Source organism: Leptospira soteropolitanensis (assembly GCF_026151655.1).
GTDB classification, from domain to species: domain Bacteria; phylum Spirochaetota; class Leptospiria; order Leptospirales; family Leptospiraceae; genus Leptospira_A; species Leptospira_A soteropolitanensis.
In genome coordinates this window covers 121,794-143,977 of sequence record NZ_JAMQPN010000001.1, presented here as the reverse complement: position 1 = coordinate 143,977, position 22,184 = coordinate 121,794, and the positions used below count along the sequence as shown (strand labels likewise).

Below are 22,184 nucleotides of genomic sequence, written 5' to 3'. Positions count from 1 at the left end.
TTGTAAAATCGTTATCTTCAATCAAATAAAATCTGAGGTTTTGAATACAAATAACCTTGGACCACATGGCAAGTGGTTTGTTTTAGTCTTTGTAGTTGTTCTTCACTTTCGATTCCTTCCGCAATGGTTTTGAGTCCTAAGGAATCTGCTAAATGACAAATAGATTCTAAGAGTAGAAAATTTCTATCCGAACAGGCGATGTCATTCAAAAATGATTTATCAATTTTTAATTCATCAAATTGTATTTTTTGCATATAATGAAGAGAGGAATAACCCTTTCCAAAATCATCTAGCGAAACAGAAATTCCTTTTGATCTGAGTTCTGATACAATCTGTTGGATAGTCTCTATTTCATCTAAAAATACATCTTCTGTGATTTCGAAGATGAGATATTTGGGATCAATTTTGTGATCCATTAAATAATGAATAATGTATTCGTTGAAGTTGGGATATAAAAAGAATATTGGGGAGATGTTGATAGATATCTTAATTTGGTTTCCATATAAATCCAATAACTTCGGGATATGAGATATTACTTTTTCGAAAATACATTTCCCGAATGGAACAATTAACTCGGAATTGGTGATGATGGGTATAAATTCATCTGGAGCTACCTCTCCAAATTCAGGTAAACTCCACCTAGCAAGTGCTTCGAGTCCTACAGTTTTTTTGGAAGTGATATCGACCTTTTCTTGATAAGCGATTTTGAAGTTACTGTTATTGATTGCCTTCTCTAAATAGTTTTTTAATTTTTGTTCTCTTTCAATTTTTTGTTCCATCCCTGCTTGGAACCAAACTAATTTTGTTAAGATTCCATCCCTGGCCACATTCATAGCTATCGATAGTTTTCTAGTCATTTCGTCCAGATTTGTTGCATCATTTGGAAATTGGATTCCTGAAACTCGGTATTGTAACCTGTGACCAAGTCGTTCTGGAGTCAGCAATTCATTGTTATTGAGATCAAAATTTACAATGGCCTCTTCGATTTTTGATTTTGTAGAATTTTCAATCCAAAGAATAAATTCATCACCACCTAAACTAGCAACTAGAATGTCCGGTTTTTCATCCGTATATAACTTTAAAACACATCCAGTTAAAGTTAAAATTTGATCTCCAAATTCAATGCCATGTAGTGCATTGATTACTTTTAATCCTTTTAAATTGATTAAAAGAAGTAAGGATTCTGAAATACCGGAGTTGATTCTATTTTGAATTAGTTTATCAAATAAATGCCTGTTTGGTAAATGTGTAAGTGAATCGTAAAATGCTAATTTGTCGATGTGTTTTTGTGATTTTAATATTTTGCTTCTGGATTCCTTGAGATAAACTATATTTTTAATCAATTTGGAACGCAGTCTTTGGATTAAAAAACCGGTTAAGACTGAAAATAAAATTAAGCTAATAGAATTAAAAATCCATTCTCTAGGATTATTGTTTCGGATACCCAGGGAATCAGGAAAACGAAGCCAACCAATATAAATGATACCTCCGAATAAAGCAGGTAATAAAGATATTATGATAGAAGAAACCAAACTTACTATTGGTGGAAGAAATATATAAAAAGAAACAACCATAAATGTTAATGAGATTTCTGCGCTTCCAAGAAGTCCGCTGCGGACATAGGACAATACAGAGAGGAACACCGTTGCAGTGATTAAACTAAAAACACGAATGATTAGTGGTACTTTGTTCTTTAGTAAATATTCTAAAAATAGAATCCCGGAGAAACTAAGATCGACTGCGAAGAAAAGAAAATCCACCTCACCTTGCTGTGTTAGTAGGGGAAGAATGTGTAAGCTTGCGGCTATGGCAAATAAACCGGAAGCTGCTAAAAGAAATCGACGTAGTAACGGACTTGTATCTTTTTGGAATTTAGTCCAATAGACATATTTGTTTTTGTCTGCTACCATTGGTATATTATCAGACGAGAAGAACTCGTCCAGAATTCTTAAAAAAGCCTTTTCTTGGCAATTGGTCAAGAGGAAGATATCCTCATTGTGACGAATCTTAATTTATTACCTGCGAAGTCTCCACAGGAATCGGCTGTAGAAACAAGGCATATAGTACTTCCCAATGATGCCAATCATTACGGAACAGCGTTTGGTGGTGCCATTATGAGCTGGATTGATTTAATTGCCGCTATGTCAGCCCAAAGGCATTCAGGTCGCGAAGCAGTAACTGTTAGTATCGATCGCATCAATTTTATAACACCGATTCAAATCGGTGACCATGTGAATTTAAAGGCTATGGTAAATTATGTTGGAACCACTTCGATGGAAGTTGGTGTTCAGGTAAATCGCGAAAATCCTTATACGGGAGATATGGTCAGAGCCACTACCGCCTATTTGTCGTTTGTTGCATTGGATGAAAATAAAAAACCTTGTGCTGTTCCTCCTCTACGGTTAGAAACAGACTTGGAGAAACGTCGGTTTGCTGAAGGTAAACTCCGGATTGAAATGGCAAAGGATTTCGCGGCCAAAATCAAAGCCGGAAGGAAAATTATTTAACGATAGAAGTGGTTTTAGTTTTATTTGAATTTATATACAACCCACGTAGCCAAATAGGTTTCTAAAAGACTGAAAGGTATTGCATACAAAAGAATGTTAACTGGTAAAACTGCTAAATTCCAGATGACAACCCACATCAATAAAAATCCGACATACCAACTGAACATAAAGGTTTGTTTAAACTTTAGGTAGGTCATTATGACAATGAAAATTCTTTAGTTGGAATCAGAAAATCTTTCATATTCAGCAATCTGAGTAGTGCTTTCAACGGAAGGAACAAAATATTTTTCTCTTATTTTTTTATATTCAGGATCAGAAAAAAAACTGAGTTTCCTTTCTTTATTTTTGAAATAAATGAGAAACACTCGATTAATGGGATTTTTTGTTTCTGATTTTAATGTTTCCTGGATTTTGAAATCATACCGAAACCCGCCTTCGTATGTTTCTAATAAACTTTTCATTTCAGTTCTATATTTTGTGTAAAGATCATCGTCTTTTACCTGTAGGCCGACAATTGTTTCCAATGATAATAGTTCTTTTTCCATAGCTAAACTCACATAATTTAAGTTAAATATTCTTATTGAATCTACCAAAAACAAAGTTTTTGCAATGTTTCAAAGTAGGTTTTGTTCCACTTTCCGCTTTTTGGTTTGTATGTAATATACAGTAAAAATAGCAACAAAAACTAAAAATGGGACACTCACTAAATTGAGGGACAACCAACCAATTTTATGCTCCAAATAACCTGCGCTATAGGTAGAAAGAATTGCAAAAGAATATACGATTGTATCATTTACAGCTTGGATTGTGTTTTTTTCTGCGGGATGGTACTGTTCTACAAGTAAGTTCGTGCCACCTACATACATAAAATTCCAACCGATACCAAGTAGAATCAGAGCCACCGCAAAAGGTAAAAAGTCAGTTCCTTGCAGTGCGGCGAAACTTTCTAAACCCATGACAAAAATTCCCAGAAGAATCAAATAAGGAGCCGTCATTTTTCGCACCAATTGACCTGAGAAAAAAGAAGGAATGTACATCCCTAAAACATGCCATTGCAAAACTTTTGTTGAGGCAAACATTTCGTGGCCATGTGATTTCATTGCGACTGGAACTGCAGACATAAGCATAGCCATAAGTCCAAAACTAAAAGCAGTTGCTAAGATAGAGACCCACAGCCCCAAATTTTGGATATGATAAGAAAAGGGGCGAACCAATGACCTTGGTGAAGGATGATTGGTAGCTTGAGTGGTATTCGATATTTCTTTGTTAGGTGTAGGTAAAAATAAAATAAAGAAAAACTGTAAACTCAAACTAAAAATTAAAATTAAATAACATCCTAAATATAAGGAGTTTGGAAAAAGTTGCTTTCCCTGAAGTCCAGCCAAAGGACCTAAAAAAGCCGCAGGAATTCCTGCAATCAATATCCATGATAAAGCACTTGCCCTATCATGCGATGGAACCGATTCCATTGCGACAAATCGTAGATATTGTACAAATGCCTGATGAAATCCGTATAACAAATGTGCTATGGAAAAAAGGACAAAATTCCTATCATACATGGAATAGGAGGCTAGAATTGCACCACAAATACCAATTATGGTTCCAGTAATTAAACCAAATTTGCTCCCTTTCCATTTCATCAATCGAGAAGCAGGCACAAGACCGAGTAGAGTTCCTAAGATAACAAATGAAATTGGCAAAGATGCGGATTCTGGGGAAGGGGCAATCGTTTGTCCCGCAAGGGCCGAGACAGCCATAATCATCACAGTTCCAATTTGAAATACAGTCTGAGTGATGGAAAAAATCCCAAGAATTTGTAGTTTATCTATTATTTTTTTCATATAAAAAGTAAGCTTTAGAAAGTAGGAATTTTCCCCGATTAAAACGTTAGATACCTAACTTTTCTATGATTTGTTTGGCTTGCGATAAAAAATGAACTTCTTCTTCCTTTTGGAAGGGTACGAAGATATTTTTTTCATAACGAACCGATAGATGCGCATATTCAATACATCCCGCAACGGTTAATTCTGGCTTTGCTTTACCAGGAAAAATTTTGATATCGGAACCATTGGGGACCACAAGGGAACGGGGAGGAATTTTTTTTCCACCACGAATCATACACCCTGCGGCAATTTGAGAACCATCTCCAATCTCTGCATTATCGAGAATGATAGAACCGATGCCTACGAGAACACCTTTTCCAATTTTACAGCCATGAATCATTACATTATGACCAACTAATGTCCATTCACCGATTGAAATGGGACTTGTACTATCAGTGTGTAAAGTGGAATTGTCTTGGATATTTACATAACTTCCTAAATTGATTGTGTTCATATCAGCTCTAACGACAGCCCCTGGCCATAAAGATACGGAAGTTCCGAATTCGACCATACCAAAGGCAGTTGCTGCAGGGTGAATGAAGGGCTTAGCGAAAACAGGAATTTCTGAATAGGACATGGAATCAAATTCAACTTAGACTTTGAATTTCGCAACCGATAAATGTAATGTCGTCTTGTTTTGCATCACCTTCTGTAAATGAAGATAACTCACTCAGTACCTTGGCCATAGTATGATCTAAACTCATTTTTAGGTTCTCTTTTAAAATTTCATACAAACGATCTTCTCCAAAAAGTTCTTTTTCCTCGTTGAATTGTTCGAAAATTCCGTCGGTAAAAAGAAAAATACGATCACCTTCTTCGATTTGGTGTTCGATGAGTCTATATTGGGTATGATCCATAAGTCCAATTATTTTTCCAGTTCTTGGAAGGAGTTTTATATCGTAAATCCTTTGGTGAATCTGATCTGGATGACCTGCTGATGCATAAAACAGTAATTTGTTTTTTAAATCAATATCACAAACGGAACAAGTAAATATAGTTTGGATATTACTGTATTTGTTGATAAAGATTTGGTTCATATGAAATACTAAATCATCAGGATGATCATAAATCATTTTGAGAGATTCATATTCCGCTTTAATCGCCATTGTGATAAGGGCTGCTTGGATTCCATGACCTGTGGCATCTGCTACAAAAATACGATAATAGTCTGGTTTTACTTGTGTTAGGTCGTAAAAGTCTCCACCAACTTCTGACATTGATTGGTAGTAAGAATGAAAATGAATTCTTGGATCACTTGTTTTAATATCTGAGAACAAAGTTTTTTGGATTTTTTTTGCTACATTCAAATCTTTTTTAATCAAATTTAAAGATTCATCCAAAGTTTTTGTTCTTTCTCTTACTTTTTCTTCAAGAGTGACAAGAGCCTCTGCCTGAGTATTTGCCTTTTCTTCTTTTAATTCATTAATTTTGTTTGCAAGTGCTAAAGATAGAATGGCTGCTTCTAAAGTAGAACCAATTTGGTTTCCATAAATTGTAAATGCGTTTACAGGTAGTATTCCATTTTGCATCAATGTGTACATTAAAATTCCAAAGAGTAATGTTCCCCAGCCAATAAGAAACAAACGTGCTTGTTTATTACCTGTGCTGTAATTGACAATTGCCACAACAAGAACCGAAACTACGAAAACTTGAGCTATCAGATTTCCTAATCGAACTGCTATTCCGATGGGTAGATAAGAGTAAGGAATTAAAATATAAAATAGCACAATAACTTTTAAGGATTGAATCAAACGGTGAGACCAGGGATTCCATTCTCTAAGATTTAATGTTTGTTGTGCAAAAGTCCAACCGGATACCGCCGAACAAGTCACAATAATACTTCCAATCCGATTGTGAATTTCTGGATGATCTAAGGTGATTATTTGGTTTAAGATACCGTTTAAATACATCTGCAGCGTCAGATTGAAAAAAATGGAAATGGAATAAGAGATATATGCTGTTTCTTTGAGTATAAAAAAAATAAATAAGTTATAAATTACCATAATGAATATGGTTCCATAGAAAAAACCAAGTATGGTATTTTCTAAATTTTCTTTTAAATAAAATGTTTCTTTCGGGTAAAAACGGATCAAGTAACTAATATTAGAAGATGATTTAGTTTCTAATATTAATGTTTTTGTTTCATTTTCTTTCCAATCTAATTCGAAAGCAATCGATTTGGAAAAAGCATCCCAATGTGAATGAGCAATAAAATCACCACCTTCTTTGATTGGTTCTGGATTTCCTTCTTCATAAACTCGAACCATATCAAGGTGAGGGTTTCCTAAATCAAGTATTAGTTTGTTAAAGGCGGTGGGGTTATTTGCTTTGATACGAAGATAAACATGATCCGATTGAAAACCTAAACTTAGATTATTTTTAAAGATAGGTGTCCATCGAAGTTTTTGAAAATTAGTATCTAGATTTGCAGCAATCGCATAATCAATTTTTTGCGGCACAAAACTATCATCCGTAATGGATTTTTGGATTTCTAGTCGGGAACAAGACAAAAGTAGACCCGACAAAATAAGTGTTAGGAGTGTCCGCATAAACTCGGATGATTTCCCGATAAAAATCGGGATTTGTCAAAGCAAATTTATCTTAAGTTAAATCCGTTCTTTTTGGCCGCTTCGACAAGCGAGTCGGAAAGTTCCTTAAACCTTTCTTGTGTAAATGTTTTATCATAGGACATAAGCTGAAATCGATAAGTGACAGATTTTTTTCCTTCTCCTACAGAATCTCCTCTAAAGATTGTCTGAACAAACACGGATTTTAGTTCTGGAATTTTCATTGTTTTTACTAAGTCCGCAAAAGATTCCGTAGATTCCTTTTCGTTCATGAGTAAAGAAAGATCGAGTTGGCCTTGAGGAAAATTGGATGGCGGAACAAAATGTGAGATTCTTCCCAGTTTTTCCCAAATCTCAACTAACAATTCCATATTGATTTTGGATAGGATAGCACGACGTTTTAAGTCGTATTCATCAGCGTAACGAGTATGCAAAATCCCTAATTCTGCGATTTCTGCTTCTCCATAGGAAAGAATTAGTCCTGCATTCGGATGGAAATAATTCCTGGAAGTTTTAGACCACTGAAAATTCGGAAGATTTAAATACTGAAAGAGTTCCGAAATAGTTTCCCTTAATTGTAGAAATTCCAATTCCACTGCGGTTAGGTCATTTGGTTTGTTTTTGGAAAGAGATAGGATTGAGATCCAACGTCTTTCTTCTGCTAATTCGGGACCATTTTTTTCTTTGTGATAAGTCCGACCTAATTCAAACAAGTTAACTGAATCAAATCGGTCTTGGTTGAGTTTAGCTTGTTTGATTAATCCAGGATACAAACTGTTTCGTAGTAACGAGTGTTCGTCTGGCATTTCATTTGCAATTTTTAGCGATGAACTTTCATGTGCTTCTTCTAATTTTGCATCTGTCGGAGAAGCAAAAGAATAGTTATAAACTTCATTAAATCCGATTTCCAATGCTAGGAAGTTTTTAACCCTTCTTTCTAATTCACGCAATGGATTTCGAATGGGTGTTTCCACTGCCATTGAAAGCGCTTGTGTTTGGATGGATGCATATCCAATGGTCCTTCCAATTTCTTCCACAAGGTCTTCTGGAATGGTAACATCATAGTTCTGTCTATATTTAGGAACAAGAACTGATAATTCTTCTCCTTGGTTTGCAACAGTAAATCCTAACCGTTTTAAAATTTCTGTTACTTCTTCTTGGGATATGTTTTTTCCTAATTTATGGCGAAGGAAAGTGAGATTGGTTTTGATCGTAACAGATTTAGATTCGGTATGGTTGAATCCTTGTGGTTCAAATACTTTAATTTTTGGATTTCCGTTTTCTTTGAGCAATTGAACGGCACGTTTGATGACCGGCAAACAAGTAAAACTATCTAATCCTTTTTCATAACGAACCGCAGATTCTGTGCGGATATTAGTTTTACGAATGGTATAACGAACATCTTCTCTTTTGAAAACTGCTGATTCCATAACTATGTTTTTGGTAGAATCGATGACCGCAGAATCTTTTCCTCCCATAACACCTGCTAAAGCTACAGGATCTTTTCCATTTTGAATGAGGAGAAGATCTTTTTGTAATTTAGGAGTTGTATCATCTAATAAAGGGAAAGAGTCACCTTCTTTTGACTTCACAACAGAGAAAGTGGTAGATTGTAATCTATCGCGATCAAAAAAATGTGTAGGTTGTCCAAGTTCCAACAAAAGATAATTGGAAACATCCACTACATTATTAATAGAACGAATACCACATTTTTCAAGTCTTGATTTGATTTTTGGATTGGAAGGGGTTATGTTTACATCTTGAATGGAACAAACGTAATACGCATGTGCGTGATCTGTTGTGGTAACAGAAAGTCCGTCATTTCCTGATTCAAATTTAATATCTGCTCGGAAAGGAAAATCGTTTAATGGCAATCGAAGTTGGGATGCAAGCTCACGAGCAAATCCAAAATGATTCCAAAGGTCTGGCCTATGTGTAATGGATTTATTATCAATCGTGAGAATCGTATCTTCCCATAAAAATAGTTTACGCACAGAAATTCCGATTGTTGTGTTCTCTGGAAAAATCAAAACTCCAGAGGATTCTAAAGCTAATCCCAATTCTTTTTCAGAACAATACATGCCTTGCGAACGGACCCCTCTTAGTTCCGAATCTAAAATTTCTTTTCCATCTAATTTGGTTCCTGGTAGAGCCAAAGGAACGATGTCTCCGGCTTTTACATTCGTTGCTGCAGTGACAATTTGGTAATCTTTAGAACCATCTGTAGCAATGGTGGTTTGCAGTTTTTCTGCATTCGGATGTTTTTCCAGTGATTTGATTTTGACTGTGATAACTGAAGATAGGTGGACTTTAAATTCTTCCACATCATCAATTTCGCAAATGGATGTATTAATTTTTTCCAGAACCTTTTCGAATGGGACCTGGGAGAGCGGGGTAAATTCGTTTAACCAATCAACTGAAAGTTTCAAGTGAAATCCTTAATTGATAGAAACGGTGGGAAACCGAACGGGTCAATCCGAAATTCCAAGTTCTGTCCTCAGAAAATGAAGGCAATCCTCGGAAGTCATCGGTTTAGCAAAGAAAAACCCCTGAATCAGATCCACACCACTTTCTGCAAGTAAACTTACTTGTTCCTCCGTTTCCGCCCCTTCGGCGACTACAATTAAACCAAGGTTATGCGCTAGGTTGGAAACTGCATGAATGATGGTTTTTGAATCTTTGTCGGAAGTGATTTCAGACACAAACGAGCGGTCAATTTTTAAGGAAGAGATAGGTAGTTTTTTCAAATAACCCAAACTACTGTAGCCAGTTCCAAAGTCATCAATGGCAATTTTCGCACCTAGTTTCCGAATTTCTTGCATGGTCCGAACCGCTTCGTCAGCGTTTTCCATTACCGAACTTTCAGTAAGTTCCACTTCCAAGTCGTGTGGATCCACTTTAAAAAGTTTTAAATTTTCTGCGATGGTAGAAATCAATTTCTCGTGTTTGAACTGTTTGGTGGAGATATTTACAGCCATAGAAACATCGTTTATCCCTGCATCTTTCCAAATTCGCATAGTTTGGATGGCAGATTTAATCACCCATTCCCCGATGGCTAAAATCATTCCTGTTTCTTCAGAGATAGGAATAAATACGTTAGGAGAAATAAGTCCTCGTTCTGGATGACGCCAACGTATCAGAGCCTCAACACCCACTGGTTTTTTTGTATAAAGATCTATTTTAGGTTGGTACATCAAAGTAAATTGATTTTCGATGATGGCAATTCGCATTCGGTTTTCGATTTCTAATCGTTCCGCCACAACGGTTTGCAGTTCTTCCGTAAAAAATACATAACAGTTTTTACCTTGGGACTTAGCCAAGTTCAGTGCACTGTCTGCATTTTTTAAAAGTGTGTTGGAGTCTTTTCCATCTGTTGGATAAAGTGCGATCCCGATGGATATGTTTACAAAAATTCTTTCCCCATCAATCACAAAGGGATGTGTCATCGCATCTAAAATTGATTCAGAAATTACCGCAGCATCTCTTTCATTTGATAAATCGGGTAATACAACGGTGAATTCATCTCCACCTTGTCTACTAATCAAATCATAAACGCGAATGCTTTCTCTAATTCGGTAAGCAACTAATTTGATGATTTTATCACCGAAGTCATGGCCACGAGAATCATTGATGATTTTAAAGTTATCCAAATCAATCGCAAGAATTCCAACTAGATTTCCGTGTCTTCTTGCTTCTTCAAAAATAGGAAATAGTTTGTCGATAAGGGAATTACGATTTGGTAAGTTTGTTAGTTGGTCAAAAAAAGCCATATAGGCAATTTTTTCTTCTGCATGTCTTCTTTGTGTGATGTCGAGGAAGGCAACGGCAAGTCCAAAGTTTTCAAGTGGAATGGGAGTCGCTAAAATATCAAACCAAGTAATTTTATCTTCTTTGATGAGACCAATTTCCATATTTCGAATGACTTCTTTGTGACGAAGTGCACGCATAAGACTTGATTTACGTGGATAAATTTTATTTCCATTGGGTTGGATAAGAGTATACTTTCGAATGTTTAAAGTTCTGTTTAAAAGTTCTCCATCTTGAATGTTAAAATAATTTCTGGCTGTTTTGTTTGTTTCTACAATTTTACCTTTTTCATCGGTGATGGCAATGCCCATAGGTAAGTTATCAAAAATAGATTTGTACTTTTGTTGTTGGAGGAGGAACTCAAAAGATATATCTTTTTGAATGGTCACATCGCGATCAAAAGCTAAAATGATTTTTGATTCTCGTAATGGGATGAGTAACCAAATGATCCAAACTTCTTCCTTGGATTTTGTAACGAGCCTGTTTTCGAAATTTAAAATATTCGGATTCTCACCCAAACTATCAAAAGTATATTTTGTATTTTCTTTATCGTCTTCTTGTGTAAAATCAAGAATAGACTTACCGGCAATCTCTTTTGGAGAAAATTCAAGAAACTTGGCAAATCTTTCGGTAACGGAAATAAAAGTTCCCTCCCAATCCATGACTTGAAAACTGTTTGGATATTCGGCGAGGAGCGATTTAACTGTGAGTCCGGAGAGAATATTACTGCCTAATGGCTCATTTTGCATGTATTTCTTTGCCTAAAAAGTAAACTGCTTCGATAGATCCAGGAAATTGGAATCCTTCAAAGGGTGACCAACCGGACTTACTTTTAACCATTGATTTTTTAAATTCAACTGGTTTTTTTAAATTTAAGACAGAAAAATTCGCCGCATAACCTTGATTAATAATTCCAACACCCTTCCCAAATTTGTCGGGTAAGTAGGGTGCTACGAACTCTCCCGGATTTTTGGCGCAAATTTTTGCTACAGTAGTCATCGGAATGTTTAGTTTGAGTATCATATAGGTTACAAATAACCCATACGTATCCAGTTGGGAGATTCCACTTGTCCCTTTTTGTTTTTCTTCAATGGAGTGAGGGGCATGGTCTGTGGCTAAATAATCAATATGCCCATCCAAAATCCCACGGACCATTGCTTCTCGGTCTTCTTTACCACGAAGTGGTGGGTTCATTTGAAACCATTTGTGATTGGTTTCTGTTAACATATCTGTATCAAACATCAAATGAGTGGGTGTCACTTCACAAGTCACATTCACTCCTCTTTTTTTAGCTGCGACGATTTTTGAAAGACCATCCTTTGTAGAATAATGACAGAGTTTTCCTTTCAAATTGTATTTTTCGATTAAATACAAAGCAAAATCAGTAGCTACGGTTTCTGCTTCTTTGGGACGTCTTTTTTCATGTGTGGGTTGTGATTGGTTGGCCACGAGAATCTCTGGATCTTCACAATGAAAACTAATGTCTTGGCCTTCGTAGTGTTTGATCACTTCTTCTAAAGAAGCATTGTCATGAAAAAATAATTCTCCAATGGATGGGCCCATAAACACTTTATAGGGAACTTTTTTTTCCAAAGGTTTGGTATGAGGGCCAATGCCTGCATACAAGGTGATATGAATAGGAGCTTTTTTGGTGAGCGCTTGTTTGGCGGAGTATGACTCATCATCAATGGGAGGAACAGGATTGTTTGGCATATCAGCCACATGAATCACACCGCCGTTGATGGCAGCATTCCCCGCTGAAACAAAATCTTCTTTGTAAGTATGTTTTCCACTTACATCTTCTCTTGCATGGATGTGAATATCACCAAAACCGGGAAAAATCACCGAACCTTCAGAAAACTGATGTGCATCAGGATCAATACCTTCTCTCACTCCTGTGATGAGTCCAGTACTTGAATCAAATTCAATTGTACCTTCAAATTCCCTTTCATGAGTGACGATCTTTCCTGCAATTTTTTCCATTTTGCCCCTATGAATCTGCAGATTCTAAGAGTCATGGAAAGTTTCAAGGGAATTTACTTTGGATTCGAGAGTCTAGAACCCTGTTCGCAAGTTCCAAAGGTACGGAAAAAAAATTAGAATCTTAGTCCCACTTGGATAAGATTTCAATAATATCATTTCCGAACCGTTCTACTTTTGCTGGCCCCACACCTTTTGTGGCTTCTAGTTCCGAAAGGTTCCTAGGTTTTCTTTCGGCAATTCGTTTGAGGACAGGATTTTGAAATACCATAAACTTCTTCCATTTGAGTTGTCTGGCCTTACGATCTCGGTAGTTAATCAGTTCTTTTAAAATTTGAGAATTGAGTGTAGGTGGTTTTTTTAATTTCGATGGTGAAGAATTCGTATCATCAGAGTTAGATGATGTAGTTCGAGATTTAGTTTTTACAAAATTGGGTAAATAGAGTTTGGGGTATTTGGCTCCGGCCACCAAAACTTTTTTTTCTTCCACCCAAGTTTCTAATTTTGCGATCACTGCTTCTTCTGGAATTCCATCCAATTTTCCGTGGAAAGGATTTCTTTCCATCCTGTATCTTAGGACATCTTTTGTACGTTTGCCTACAAGAGTTTTGGCGATGATGGTTTTTCCAAATACGGCAGGATGTTCTTTTAAAAAATTCTGAATGGTTTCTTCTTCCCAATCAGAGAGAGGATAATCTCTTTTTTCATTTTTCTTTTGGACTTTGGCCGCTTCTGATTTTAAAAAATGAGAACGATGGAGGTTGGTTCCCACCTCAGTACAAATATCACAACTTCCACAAGGAGAAATGGTTTCCCCAAAGTAGGAACAAAGTTGAACCTGCCTACATTCTTCTTTGTTTGCATATTCCTTAATGTATTTGAGAAGAGTATCTCCCCCTTTGAAGTTTGTTTCTTTGGATAACATAAAGGCTTGTGTGGCCACATCACCGGCTTTAAAAAACAAAACACATTCCGAATCCAATCCATCTCTTCCTGCACGACCTGCTTCTTGGTAATAGGCTTCTAGAGAAGCAGGAACTTGGTAATGCACCACCAAACGAACATCAGGTTGATCCATCCCCATCCCAAAAGCATTGGTGGCCACAAGGATGGGCACTTTCCCAGAAGTATAGGCATTCTGAGTTCGTTCCCTGATTCCATCTGTTCGTCCAGCATGGTATTTCCCTACAGAAAAACCAAAGTCTTTTAGTAGATCGTACACTTCGTCAGTTTTTTTCCGAGTGGCACAGTAAACAATCGCACGACCTGGAAATTTTCTTCCATCCTTCCAGGGTTCTAATAGTTCGATGAGTCTATCGGCTTTGTCCCTTTCGGCTGCAGGATATTCCACACTGAATTTTAAATTGGGTCTATAAAAAGTAGAAAGAACCACGTTAGGAGATTTCATACCCAGTGCTGCTTGCACATCGGATTGGACTTTTGCAGTGGCTGTGGCTGTTAGCGCCAGGATAGGGAAATGGGGACGAGGGTGACGCTCCCGCAAAACGTGTATTTGGCGGTATTCGGGACGAAAGTCATGGCCCCATTGCGAAACACAGTGGGCTTCATCCACAACAAGAGCAAATAAATTTAGTTCTCGAAAGATACGAAGAAATCCATTGGAAAGTGCTCTTTCTGGAGAAACAAGAAGGACTCGAATTTCTCCTTTCACCGATTTAGCAAGGATGGTCATTTGTTCCACTTCATCTTGAGTGGAATTACAAAAAGCAGCAGGAATTCCTTTGGCAAGTAAACTCTCTGTTTGGTCTTTCATTAAGGCAATGAGTGGGGAAATAACTAGCGTTAGTTTGTCTTTTTGGATAGCAGCAGGAAGTTGGTAGATAAGAGATTTTCCAGCACCTGTAGGCAAAATTGCTAAAGTGTCTTCGCCATTCAAAACGGAACGAATGGCCTCTTCTTGGCCTGGGCGAAATTCCGAAAAACCGAATTTGGCTTTGAGTTCCGAATGTAGATCCAAGGTAACTCTCAAGATTTCTGCAAATCCGAACGGGTCAACGATAAGATTCCCCATTTTACCCTCATTTTTTCAATTTTACAGAATCAGCGTTCTGGAAATACTTACGAAGACCGATGCTTTTTAATACCTTTGTCTTTTTGTTATTCTTTGTGGTCGTGTATGCGATCTTCTTGGGATTCGGATGGTTTGCCGGAAAACAGAAATGGGCATACCGCGCACAAAACCTATGGTTACTTCTTGCATCGTATTTTTTTTATGGATGGTGGGAATGGTTTTTTCTCACACTCATACTCATTAGCACCATCATTGATTACTGTGCGGCCATTCTCATCGAAGGTTCAGAAAACCAAATTCGTCGGCGTCTCTATCTATCAGTTTCCATCGTAGCCAACTTGGGCCTACTTTTTACCATGAAGTACTACGATTTTTTCGCAGTGAACCTCATTGATTCATGGAACCAAATAGCTTTATGGTTGGGATCTACGGAAGCCACCAATTCCAATACCTATTTACTTAGAAATATCATCCTTCCTGTGGGAATTAGTTTTTATACCTTCCAAACCATGTCCTATACGATCGATGTGTTTCGCAGACAAATCAAAGCAGAAAGAGACTTTTTTGATTTTGCTTTGTTTGTGAATTATTTTCCACAACTGGTGGCAGGACCGATCGAAAGAGCACAGGACCTTCTGCCTCAATTAAAAAAACCAAAGTTTCCTACATGGGAGGGAGTACAGAAAGGACTGTATGACATTTTACTCGGATACTTTATGAAGGTGTATGTTGCTGATAATTTAGCAACTTATGTAGACCAAGTATTCCTTGCAGGTAAATCTTTATACACTCAAAATCCAGAAATCATTCAAACCTTAGATGGATCCCAAATTTTTGCTGGGGCCGTTTTATTTTTGCCTCAGATTTATTGTGACTTTGCAGGGTATTCCTTTATTGCTCTTGGGATCTCTCGACTTCTTGGTGTCACACTCACTGTAAATTTTGAAACTCCCGAATTTTCTAAAACGCCAACGGAATTTTGGAATCGATGGCATGTAACACTGAATAGATGGTTTCGGGATTATATTTATATTTCCTTAGGGGGAAGTAAATATGGAAAATTTGCACAATATAGAAACTTGTTTATTATCTTTTTCTTATCGGGACTTTGGCACGGAGCCAATTGGACCTTTATCACTTGGGGATGTTTGCAAGGTGTGTATACCATTGTCTATTTAGTAGGATTTGCTAAAAAGAAAGAAGAAAAAACAGAACCAGTATCTACTGAATCACCAACCTTAACAGATAAACTTTTCAGTATTCTTTCGGGGACATCTAGCCGGGTTTTGATTTATATGTTGGTTGCCTTTAGTGGAATTGCATTCCGTTCTTATGATGCACAAATGATGTTTCTTTATATGAAAAAATTTCTTTCTTTTTGGAATTGGGATCTTCATCCAAATAACAATATCAAAGATATGGTTGGAATTTTAGGTGAATACTTCCGTATCTTTATACCACTTTTGATTTTAGATGGGATTACCTATTTTAAAAAAGAAAGATATTGGATTTTTCAAATACATCCTTTGTTTCAAGCTTTCCTCTTGTCATTTATGGGTTTTCTCATTCTCACTCGTGGGATTTTTGGAAAGGAGGTAATTTACTTTGCGTTCTAAATTTTTAGGAATTGGTATTTCCCTCTTATTTTTTTTGATTTTGGAACTTGTGGTGCGATTTTTTGGAATCCATTATTTAGAACAACCCGAAATCTTTTTTGTGAACCTAAAGAAAAATTTTGTCGAATCGGGAAAGGGTAATGCCGACATCATCGTGTTAGGTGATTCCAGATCAATGGCCCTTGCTGGGTATCCAAAAGATTCCGAGACGGAATATTCTGTTTATAATCATAGTTTGCCTGCAATGGGCCCAAAATACTATCGTTTCTTTTTGGACAAATATTTAAAAAAGGGAAATACCAAACCAAAAATGGTTTTGTTTGCCGCATCACCTAAGTTATATTCTACGGGATATGGCCCTCCCCTTTATGATCCCGATGCTAAGTCGGTAAAAGAAAACGAATCCATTTCTGCTTATATGAAACGCCGGTGGAACGAAGGAATCGAAAAGAATTTTTTTCGGACACCCACTCCTAACAATATCATTAGTTACAGTGGAAAACAGGAAGATGCAAACCAAATCCTTTGGGAATTTTTTGGTCACAGATACCTCCACCAATTTACCTTTGCAGAACTTTCCGAACAATATTCTGGTGTGGAAAGGTTGTTTATTCTTTCCAAATCAGCACCATTGTTATACCAATCGTATCGGTTTCATGGAGCCATTCGCAACGCTCTAAGCCAAACCAATTGGAAAGTAGATAAAAACTATAAAGAAAAATCTCTCTTTTGTGAGTCGTGTGAAAATGTAGAAGCGGGACTTTGTAAACCGGCTTCTTCCCAATTAGAGGACAACCTTACGATCGAGGACCAAATCACTCGTCATTTCGGAAAGTATAATATTTCCAATCGATTGAAACCAGAACTTGTATTATTTTCCAAAGATATGATTCGAAAAGAATTGGATGAGGAATTAAAAAATCCAAAACCTTATGTCTATGAAAAACCAGACTTTATCGTTTTGAAAGAATTGATCGAATACACAAAAACACAAGGGATTGAATTTGGATTGGTTTATATGCCTTGGATTTTGGAAAAACAAGAATCTCAGGAATCCAAAGACCTACTTGCCGATTTAAAACTTTTTTTTAGAGAAAATCCAGAGGCCAAACTCTTTTTCTTTCCCGAATCTTCCTACCCCAGTGACCGGTTTGTAGATAATATTCATTACGACTGCCGGGGAGAAAAACGGGTAAACGAAGAATTTCGCAATTCGGTTCTTCCACAGGTGTTTCGTTTTTTGCATTCGAAAGAAAAATCCAATTGATTTCCGATTTCTGGTGAGGGAGAATAAGGCACTTCATCCGGATAAGAGGAAACCCAATCATGTTTTCGTTTCGAAACATATTTGTTTGTATTCTAACGGCCTATCTCATCGGATTACCGGTGTTTGGGCAGAACCGCTATGCGTTGTTTATTGGAACTAACTACAAAGGGAACAAAGCAAAAATCCCTGAGTTAAATCTTTGTGAAGCAGACGCAAATTTCTTAAAAGATAAAATCCAAAAGAAAGGGAACTTCAAGGATATCAAAGTCCTGTTAGGTTCTATGGTCACTCGCGACAACGTAAAAAATGCGATTTCCCAATTGGGTAAAGTTGTTGGAAAAGAAGATTCTGTATTTTTATATTTTTCCGGCCACGGAATGTATATGAAAGATGCGAAAGCAAAGAATGGAATGCGTAACTACCTCATTTGTTATGATCGCCCACATATTTCCGATGAAGAACTAAATGAATTTTTAACAGATATAAAATCCCAAAAAACCGTCCTTGTGATGGACTGTTGTTATTCAGGTGGGATTGCTAAAAAAGGGAAAAATACCCGAGGTGCAGCAGAGATTCCAATTGCCCAAGGAAATGATGGGGTGGTGCGCCAAAATGCGGAAGATTATTTCTTCCAAGACAAAGCGGTCATTTCTTCCTCCGACGATGACCAAACTTCCATTGAAGTAGGTGGGACCATCAACCACGGTATTTTTACTTATAACTTTGGAAATGCCTTAGAAAAAGCGGATCTCAATAACGATAGTGTTGTGACGGCTCTCGAAGCCTTCTTTGTGGCAAAAGAAGAAACCGTTAAAATGGCACGTCAGTTCAACCATGAGCAGACTCCCCAAGTTTCCGGAAATGCGGCGGGGATCTTTTTGTCTGGTTCTCCAAAACCACAAAATCCTCCACCAAAACCACCGAATGTTGTGATTAATGTTCCGATCACACCTGTGGAAACAACAACACCGAATAATAACAATACAACTCCCCCACCTGTAGCTCCTGAGCCGGAACCCACTCCTGCCAACGATACTACTGTGGTCATTCCCCCCATCACAGAAGTGGAACCACCGGCACCTCCTTCTATCACAACAGGAAGTATCCTCATTCGTACTTCTATCATCAAAGACAAGTCGTATGGGGGAGCGGCCACCAAGTCGCCTTACGACCTTCTCAACAAACAGGGAAAACTTAAATCATCTCCAACAGAAGACAAAGTCAGATCGATCAAAGTCCTTGTGGATGACCAGGAATATGTATCCCAAGTCACAACTGAGAAATCAAAAATTTGGGGATCCATTTCCAAAAACGGAACCTTAGTTCCGGGTGATATTTATAATGTGAAAATCGATAACCTACCAGCCGGTGTTCACCAAATCGAGATTCGGGCAGATAAATATCCCATTTACAAAACAGCAGCGGCTGTGATTCCGAAACAAACAGTCACAGTAGATGCAATCAATTCCATGGACGGATTTGGTGCCATTCGAGGACGAGTGTTTTACAAAACCTTAGACAACCCGATTGAAAAACACCCGATCTATATGCCGACTGTGGTTTCCACAAACCAAATCTTCAAAGTCACTACAGACAAAGATGGATACTTTTGGTTCACCAACTTAAAACCAGGAAAATATGAAATCCGGGCTAGTTTCATGGAAGAAATGAAATTAGAAAATTCGGAAATCCATGTGAAACCGGGGGAAGTGACCAATGTGGACATCATCCTCAATAAAAAATTGAGTTATACAAAGACCAAATACTAACCAAAAACCTTTCTTCTCCTCTGGGAAAGGTGGAAAAACCCTCTACGGAGGGTTTTTTTATTTTGGGAGAACCGTCTGAATTCCTGTTTAGAACCTGATTATGGACCCAAAAGATTAAATTTAATCCGGTTTTGATTAATATTAATCCAAATTTCTCTTTTTTTCCTTTTTTAAGACCTGATTGGGGAAATTCTTGGTAATTTCCGATTGAATTTAATCCCATTCAGAAGATTTTTAGAGTCATAGAATACAAATAGGGAATCGGAAAAAGAGGTTCCCACTCTAGAGAGGATCACATGAAAACAACAAAGATAATCGCAACAGGGATCTTGGCAATGGGACTTGCAACAGCAAACCTACACGCTTTGGATACAAGCGAAAGATTGGAGCTTTTGGAGTCTGCTATGATTGAACAAGCAACCACTCCTGCGCAAAAATCTGCCGTTTCGGAATACCTTGCGAACATCGCAAAAGAAAAAGTAGAGATGGCTCAGGCACTTCGTGACAGAGCAGGATCTACTAGAGGTGGTAAGGCTCTTAGCCAAATGAACGAGAAGAAAGAACTTCTTCGCCGTGCAGAAGCTCTTGAAAAAGACGCCAAAAAATACCAAACTATCTCTATGGATCTCCACGCAGCATCCATGCAGGTAGCACAAAACTAAGCAGCTCAAACTAAGGTTTGAGATTCGCGAGAAAGGTCAGGTTCGCCTGGCCTTTTTTTGTGCCTTCCTGATAAATGCTTTCCAAACAACCTAACTATGTGACATAATCAATATATGGTTGACACCCCCCAAGAAATCAAAGAAAAACGATTTGGGCCTGTGGTTCCGATTCTTTTAGTCTTTGTGGGCCTTTTGGCTTTGGGACTAATCTATCGTTGGGCAAGACCAGTGAAACCTGTGGAGCGTGTGGAATGGCAAGGTCTTGTGGCTCTGTCTCCTCCTCTGGTCTTTCAGTTTTTAGGAGTGGATCCAAAAGCCCCAAACATTGGGAATTGGAAGGATTGGGAGAAACAACTTTCGAATCATCCGAGGATTCGTAAGGTAAGAATCACCCGTGATCCCGACGGATTTTTGATGATCAACATACAGGAGAAAGTCGCCGAATTTGTCATACATGTAGGAAGTTCTCTGTATGAAGTGGATGAAAATCTGGAAATACTTTCCAGAGACCGAGTATTAGCCGATCATTTAATTGTGATTAGTGGACAGTTCACTGTTGGGGAAAACAAACTAGAAGGCAGACAGATTTTTGATATCACCAAAGAAATGCGACAGGCTCTTTCCTTATACCCAACACTCAAATCAAGAATTTCAGAACTTGTCTCTGAAAGTGATGGAAATTATACCTTGTATTTAAAATCACCTAACTCCATAAAAGTATACTTAGGTGATAAGTTAGAATTAAATATATTTCGTAAATTATATGCGTCCCTCGCATATATGGAATCGGAAGCTGTCAAAGCTGTTTCTATAGATTTACGAGGTGAGGACGCCGTTTACCATTAATATGAGTTATGATGACGCACCAATTATAACAGCTTTGGATTTAGGATCCTCACTTGTAAAAGTTGTCATTGGGCGGCTTCTCGGGGAACATGAAATCGAAATTATTGGTACCGGAGTGTATCCATCTGCTGGTATCAAAAATGGTTCTATCGTCAATATAGAAACTACCACAAAGTCCATCATAGAAGCGTTTGGTGATGCCGAACTTATGGCCGGCCAAGAAGTAAATACGGTTGTAGTGAATGTTTCCGGAAAATCCGTACATGGATTTAATGAAAAAGGAATTATTGCTGTGACTAACCGTGAACGGATTGTATCGGAAACAGATATTATGCGAGTCGTGGAAGCAGCACAAGCAGTTCATGTACCAAACGACCAACAAGTTATCCATGTCTTAACAAAAGAATTCAAAGTAGATGACCAAGTAAACATCAAAGATCCTATTGGGATGACGGGAGTTCGTTTAGAAGCAGAAGTACATATTGTATCTTGCGGAAACACTGCACTCAATAATATTGATCGTTGTGTAGAACAGGCAGGCCTTTTGCAAATGGACCGCGTTTTATCTAGCCTTGCTTCATCAGAAGCCATACTCACATCAGGTGAAAAAGATTTAGGAACCGCTGTCGTTGATATTGGGGCCGGAATTTGCGACATCATCATTTATGTAGATGGAGGAATCGCTTTTTCTTCCGTAGTTCCTTTTGGTGGGTTCCATATCACAAGTGATATTTCTATTGGTTTAAAAACCACGGTGGAAACGGCCGAAGTCATCAAAAAACGTTATGGCCACACAAGAATTGATATGGTAGATCCTACCGAAAAATTCGAAATTCCTTCCATTTCAGGAAGACCATCCCGTTCTGTTTTCCGTCAGGAACTCGTAGAAATTTTAGAACCTAGGGTTCGTGAAATTTTAGAAATGATTGATCATGAACTGGTGCGATCAGGATTTAAGTCTAGTTTGGCGGGAGGGGTCATCCTTACCGGTGGAACCTCTCTATTGCAAGGTATTGAAGCTACTGCTGAGGAAGTATTACGCCTGTCAGTGGGTCGTGCTAAACCTGCAGGGCTCAGTGGACTAGTCGATAAAATCTCATCCCCTGAATATGCAACCGCTGTTGGTCTTATAAAATATAGTTCAAAAATACAAAACTTAGAACAAAGAAACATGCACTCCGGATCTGATTCAGACGGTTGGATGAAGAAGGTTCGTCGTTGGATGGAGAATAATCTCTGAGGATATGT

Annotated in this window: 16 protein-coding genes; 7 read left to right on the top strand and 9 right to left on the bottom strand. The window is 37.7% G+C overall.

The annotated features are described in order from the left end of the window. Positions 1-17: 17 nt before the first annotated feature. Positions 18-1,910, bottom strand: a complete 1,893-nt coding sequence (locus tag ND811_RS00665) for a putative bifunctional diguanylate cyclase/phosphodiesterase (protein ID WP_265377410.1) — start codon at positions 1,908-1,910, stop codon at positions 18-20. A gap of 87 nt (positions 1,911-1,997) precedes the next feature. On the opposite strand from ND811_RS00665, the gene ND811_RS00660 reads away from it, so the two are divergent. Continuing rightward, on the top strand, positions 1,998-2,507 hold the full coding sequence (locus ND811_RS00660) for an acyl-CoA thioesterase (RefSeq protein ID WP_265350978.1): 510 nt from the start codon (positions 1,998-2,000) through the stop codon (positions 2,505-2,507). 215 nt (positions 2,508-2,722) lie between these two features. On the opposite strand, the gene ND811_RS00655 is transcribed toward ND811_RS00660, so the two are convergent. From ND811_RS00655 to ND811_RS00620, 8 genes are all read right to left on the bottom strand, one after another. Beyond that, entirely contained in the window at positions 2,723-3,052 is a 330-nt protein-coding gene (locus ND811_RS00655; RefSeq protein WP_265350836.1) for a DUF1330 domain-containing protein, read from the bottom strand. A gap of 69 nt (positions 3,053-3,121) precedes the next feature. Beyond that, complete coding sequence (locus ND811_RS00650; RefSeq protein WP_265350837.1) at positions 3,122-4,348, bottom strand: MFS transporter; 1,227 nt, start codon at positions 4,346-4,348, stop codon at positions 3,122-3,124. A gap of 46 nt (positions 4,349-4,394) precedes the next feature. Then, the gene (locus ND811_RS00645; protein ID WP_407658862.1) at positions 4,395-4,952 is read right to left on the bottom strand and encodes a gamma carbonic anhydrase family protein; all 558 of its coding nucleotides are present in this window, start codon (positions 4,950-4,952) and stop codon (positions 4,395-4,397) included. 25 nt (positions 4,953-4,977) lie between these two features. After that, positions 4,978-6,939, bottom strand: a complete 1,962-nt coding sequence (locus tag ND811_RS00640; protein ID WP_265350839.1) for a 7TM diverse intracellular signaling domain-containing protein — start codon at positions 6,937-6,939, stop codon at positions 4,978-4,980. Positions 6,940-6,986: 47 nt separating this feature from the next. Continuing rightward, complete coding sequence (gene pheT, locus ND811_RS00635; RefSeq protein ID WP_265350840.1) at positions 6,987-9,386, bottom strand: phenylalanine--tRNA ligase subunit beta; 2,400 nt, start codon at positions 9,384-9,386, stop codon at positions 6,987-6,989. A 42-nt stretch (positions 9,387-9,428) separates the two neighbouring features. Then, positions 9,429-11,513: a sensor domain-containing protein gene (locus tag ND811_RS00630; RefSeq protein ID WP_265350841.1), complete on the bottom strand. Its 2,085-nt coding sequence runs from the start codon at positions 11,511-11,513 to the stop codon at positions 9,429-9,431. Beyond that, complete coding sequence (locus ND811_RS00625) at positions 11,503-12,747, bottom strand: amidohydrolase family protein (RefSeq protein ID WP_238734667.1); 1,245 nt, start codon at positions 12,745-12,747, stop codon at positions 11,503-11,505. Before ND811_RS00625 ends, ND811_RS00630 begins: the two co-directional genes overlap by 11 nt. Positions 12,748-12,868: 121 nt before the next feature. Continuing rightward, positions 12,869-14,776, bottom strand: a complete 1,908-nt coding sequence (locus ND811_RS00620; protein WP_265350842.1) for a RecQ family ATP-dependent DNA helicase — start codon at positions 14,774-14,776, stop codon at positions 12,869-12,871. A 59-nt stretch (positions 14,777-14,835) separates the two neighbouring features. On the opposite strand from ND811_RS00620, the gene ND811_RS00615 reads away from it, so the two are divergent. From ND811_RS00615 to ftsA, 6 genes are all read left to right on the top strand, one after another. Continuing rightward, complete coding sequence (locus tag ND811_RS00615; RefSeq protein WP_265350843.1) at positions 14,836-16,392, top strand: MBOAT family O-acyltransferase; 1,557 nt, start codon at positions 14,836-14,838, stop codon at positions 16,390-16,392. Next, positions 16,382-17,659, top strand: a complete 1,278-nt coding sequence (locus ND811_RS00610) for a DUF1574 family protein (protein WP_265350844.1) — start codon at positions 16,382-16,384, stop codon at positions 17,657-17,659. The genes ND811_RS00615 and ND811_RS00610 overlap by 11 nt, the downstream gene beginning before the upstream one ends. Before the next feature lie 59 nt (positions 17,660-17,718). Further along, positions 17,719-19,428 (top strand): caspase family protein, encoded by a 1,710-nt coding sequence (locus ND811_RS00605; protein WP_265350845.1) that lies wholly within the window; start codon positions 17,719-17,721, stop codon positions 19,426-19,428. Between the two features lie 296 nt (positions 19,429-19,724). Next, entirely contained in the window at positions 19,725-20,090 is a 366-nt protein-coding gene (locus ND811_RS00600) for an LIC_10421 family protein (protein WP_135744940.1), read from the top strand. 114 nt (positions 20,091-20,204) lie between these two features. Then, positions 20,205-20,936, top strand: coding sequence for a cell division protein FtsQ/DivIB (locus ND811_RS00595; RefSeq protein ID WP_265350846.1), 732 nt, complete (start codon positions 20,205-20,207; stop codon positions 20,934-20,936). Position 20,937: 1 nt separating this feature from the next. Further along, positions 20,938-22,176 carry a cell division protein FtsA gene (gene ftsA, locus ND811_RS00590; RefSeq protein ID WP_135744938.1) on the top strand — a complete coding sequence of 413 codons (1,239 nt, stop codon included), beginning with the start codon at positions 20,938-20,940 and terminating at the stop codon, positions 22,174-22,176. Positions 22,177-22,184: the final 8 nt, after the last annotated feature.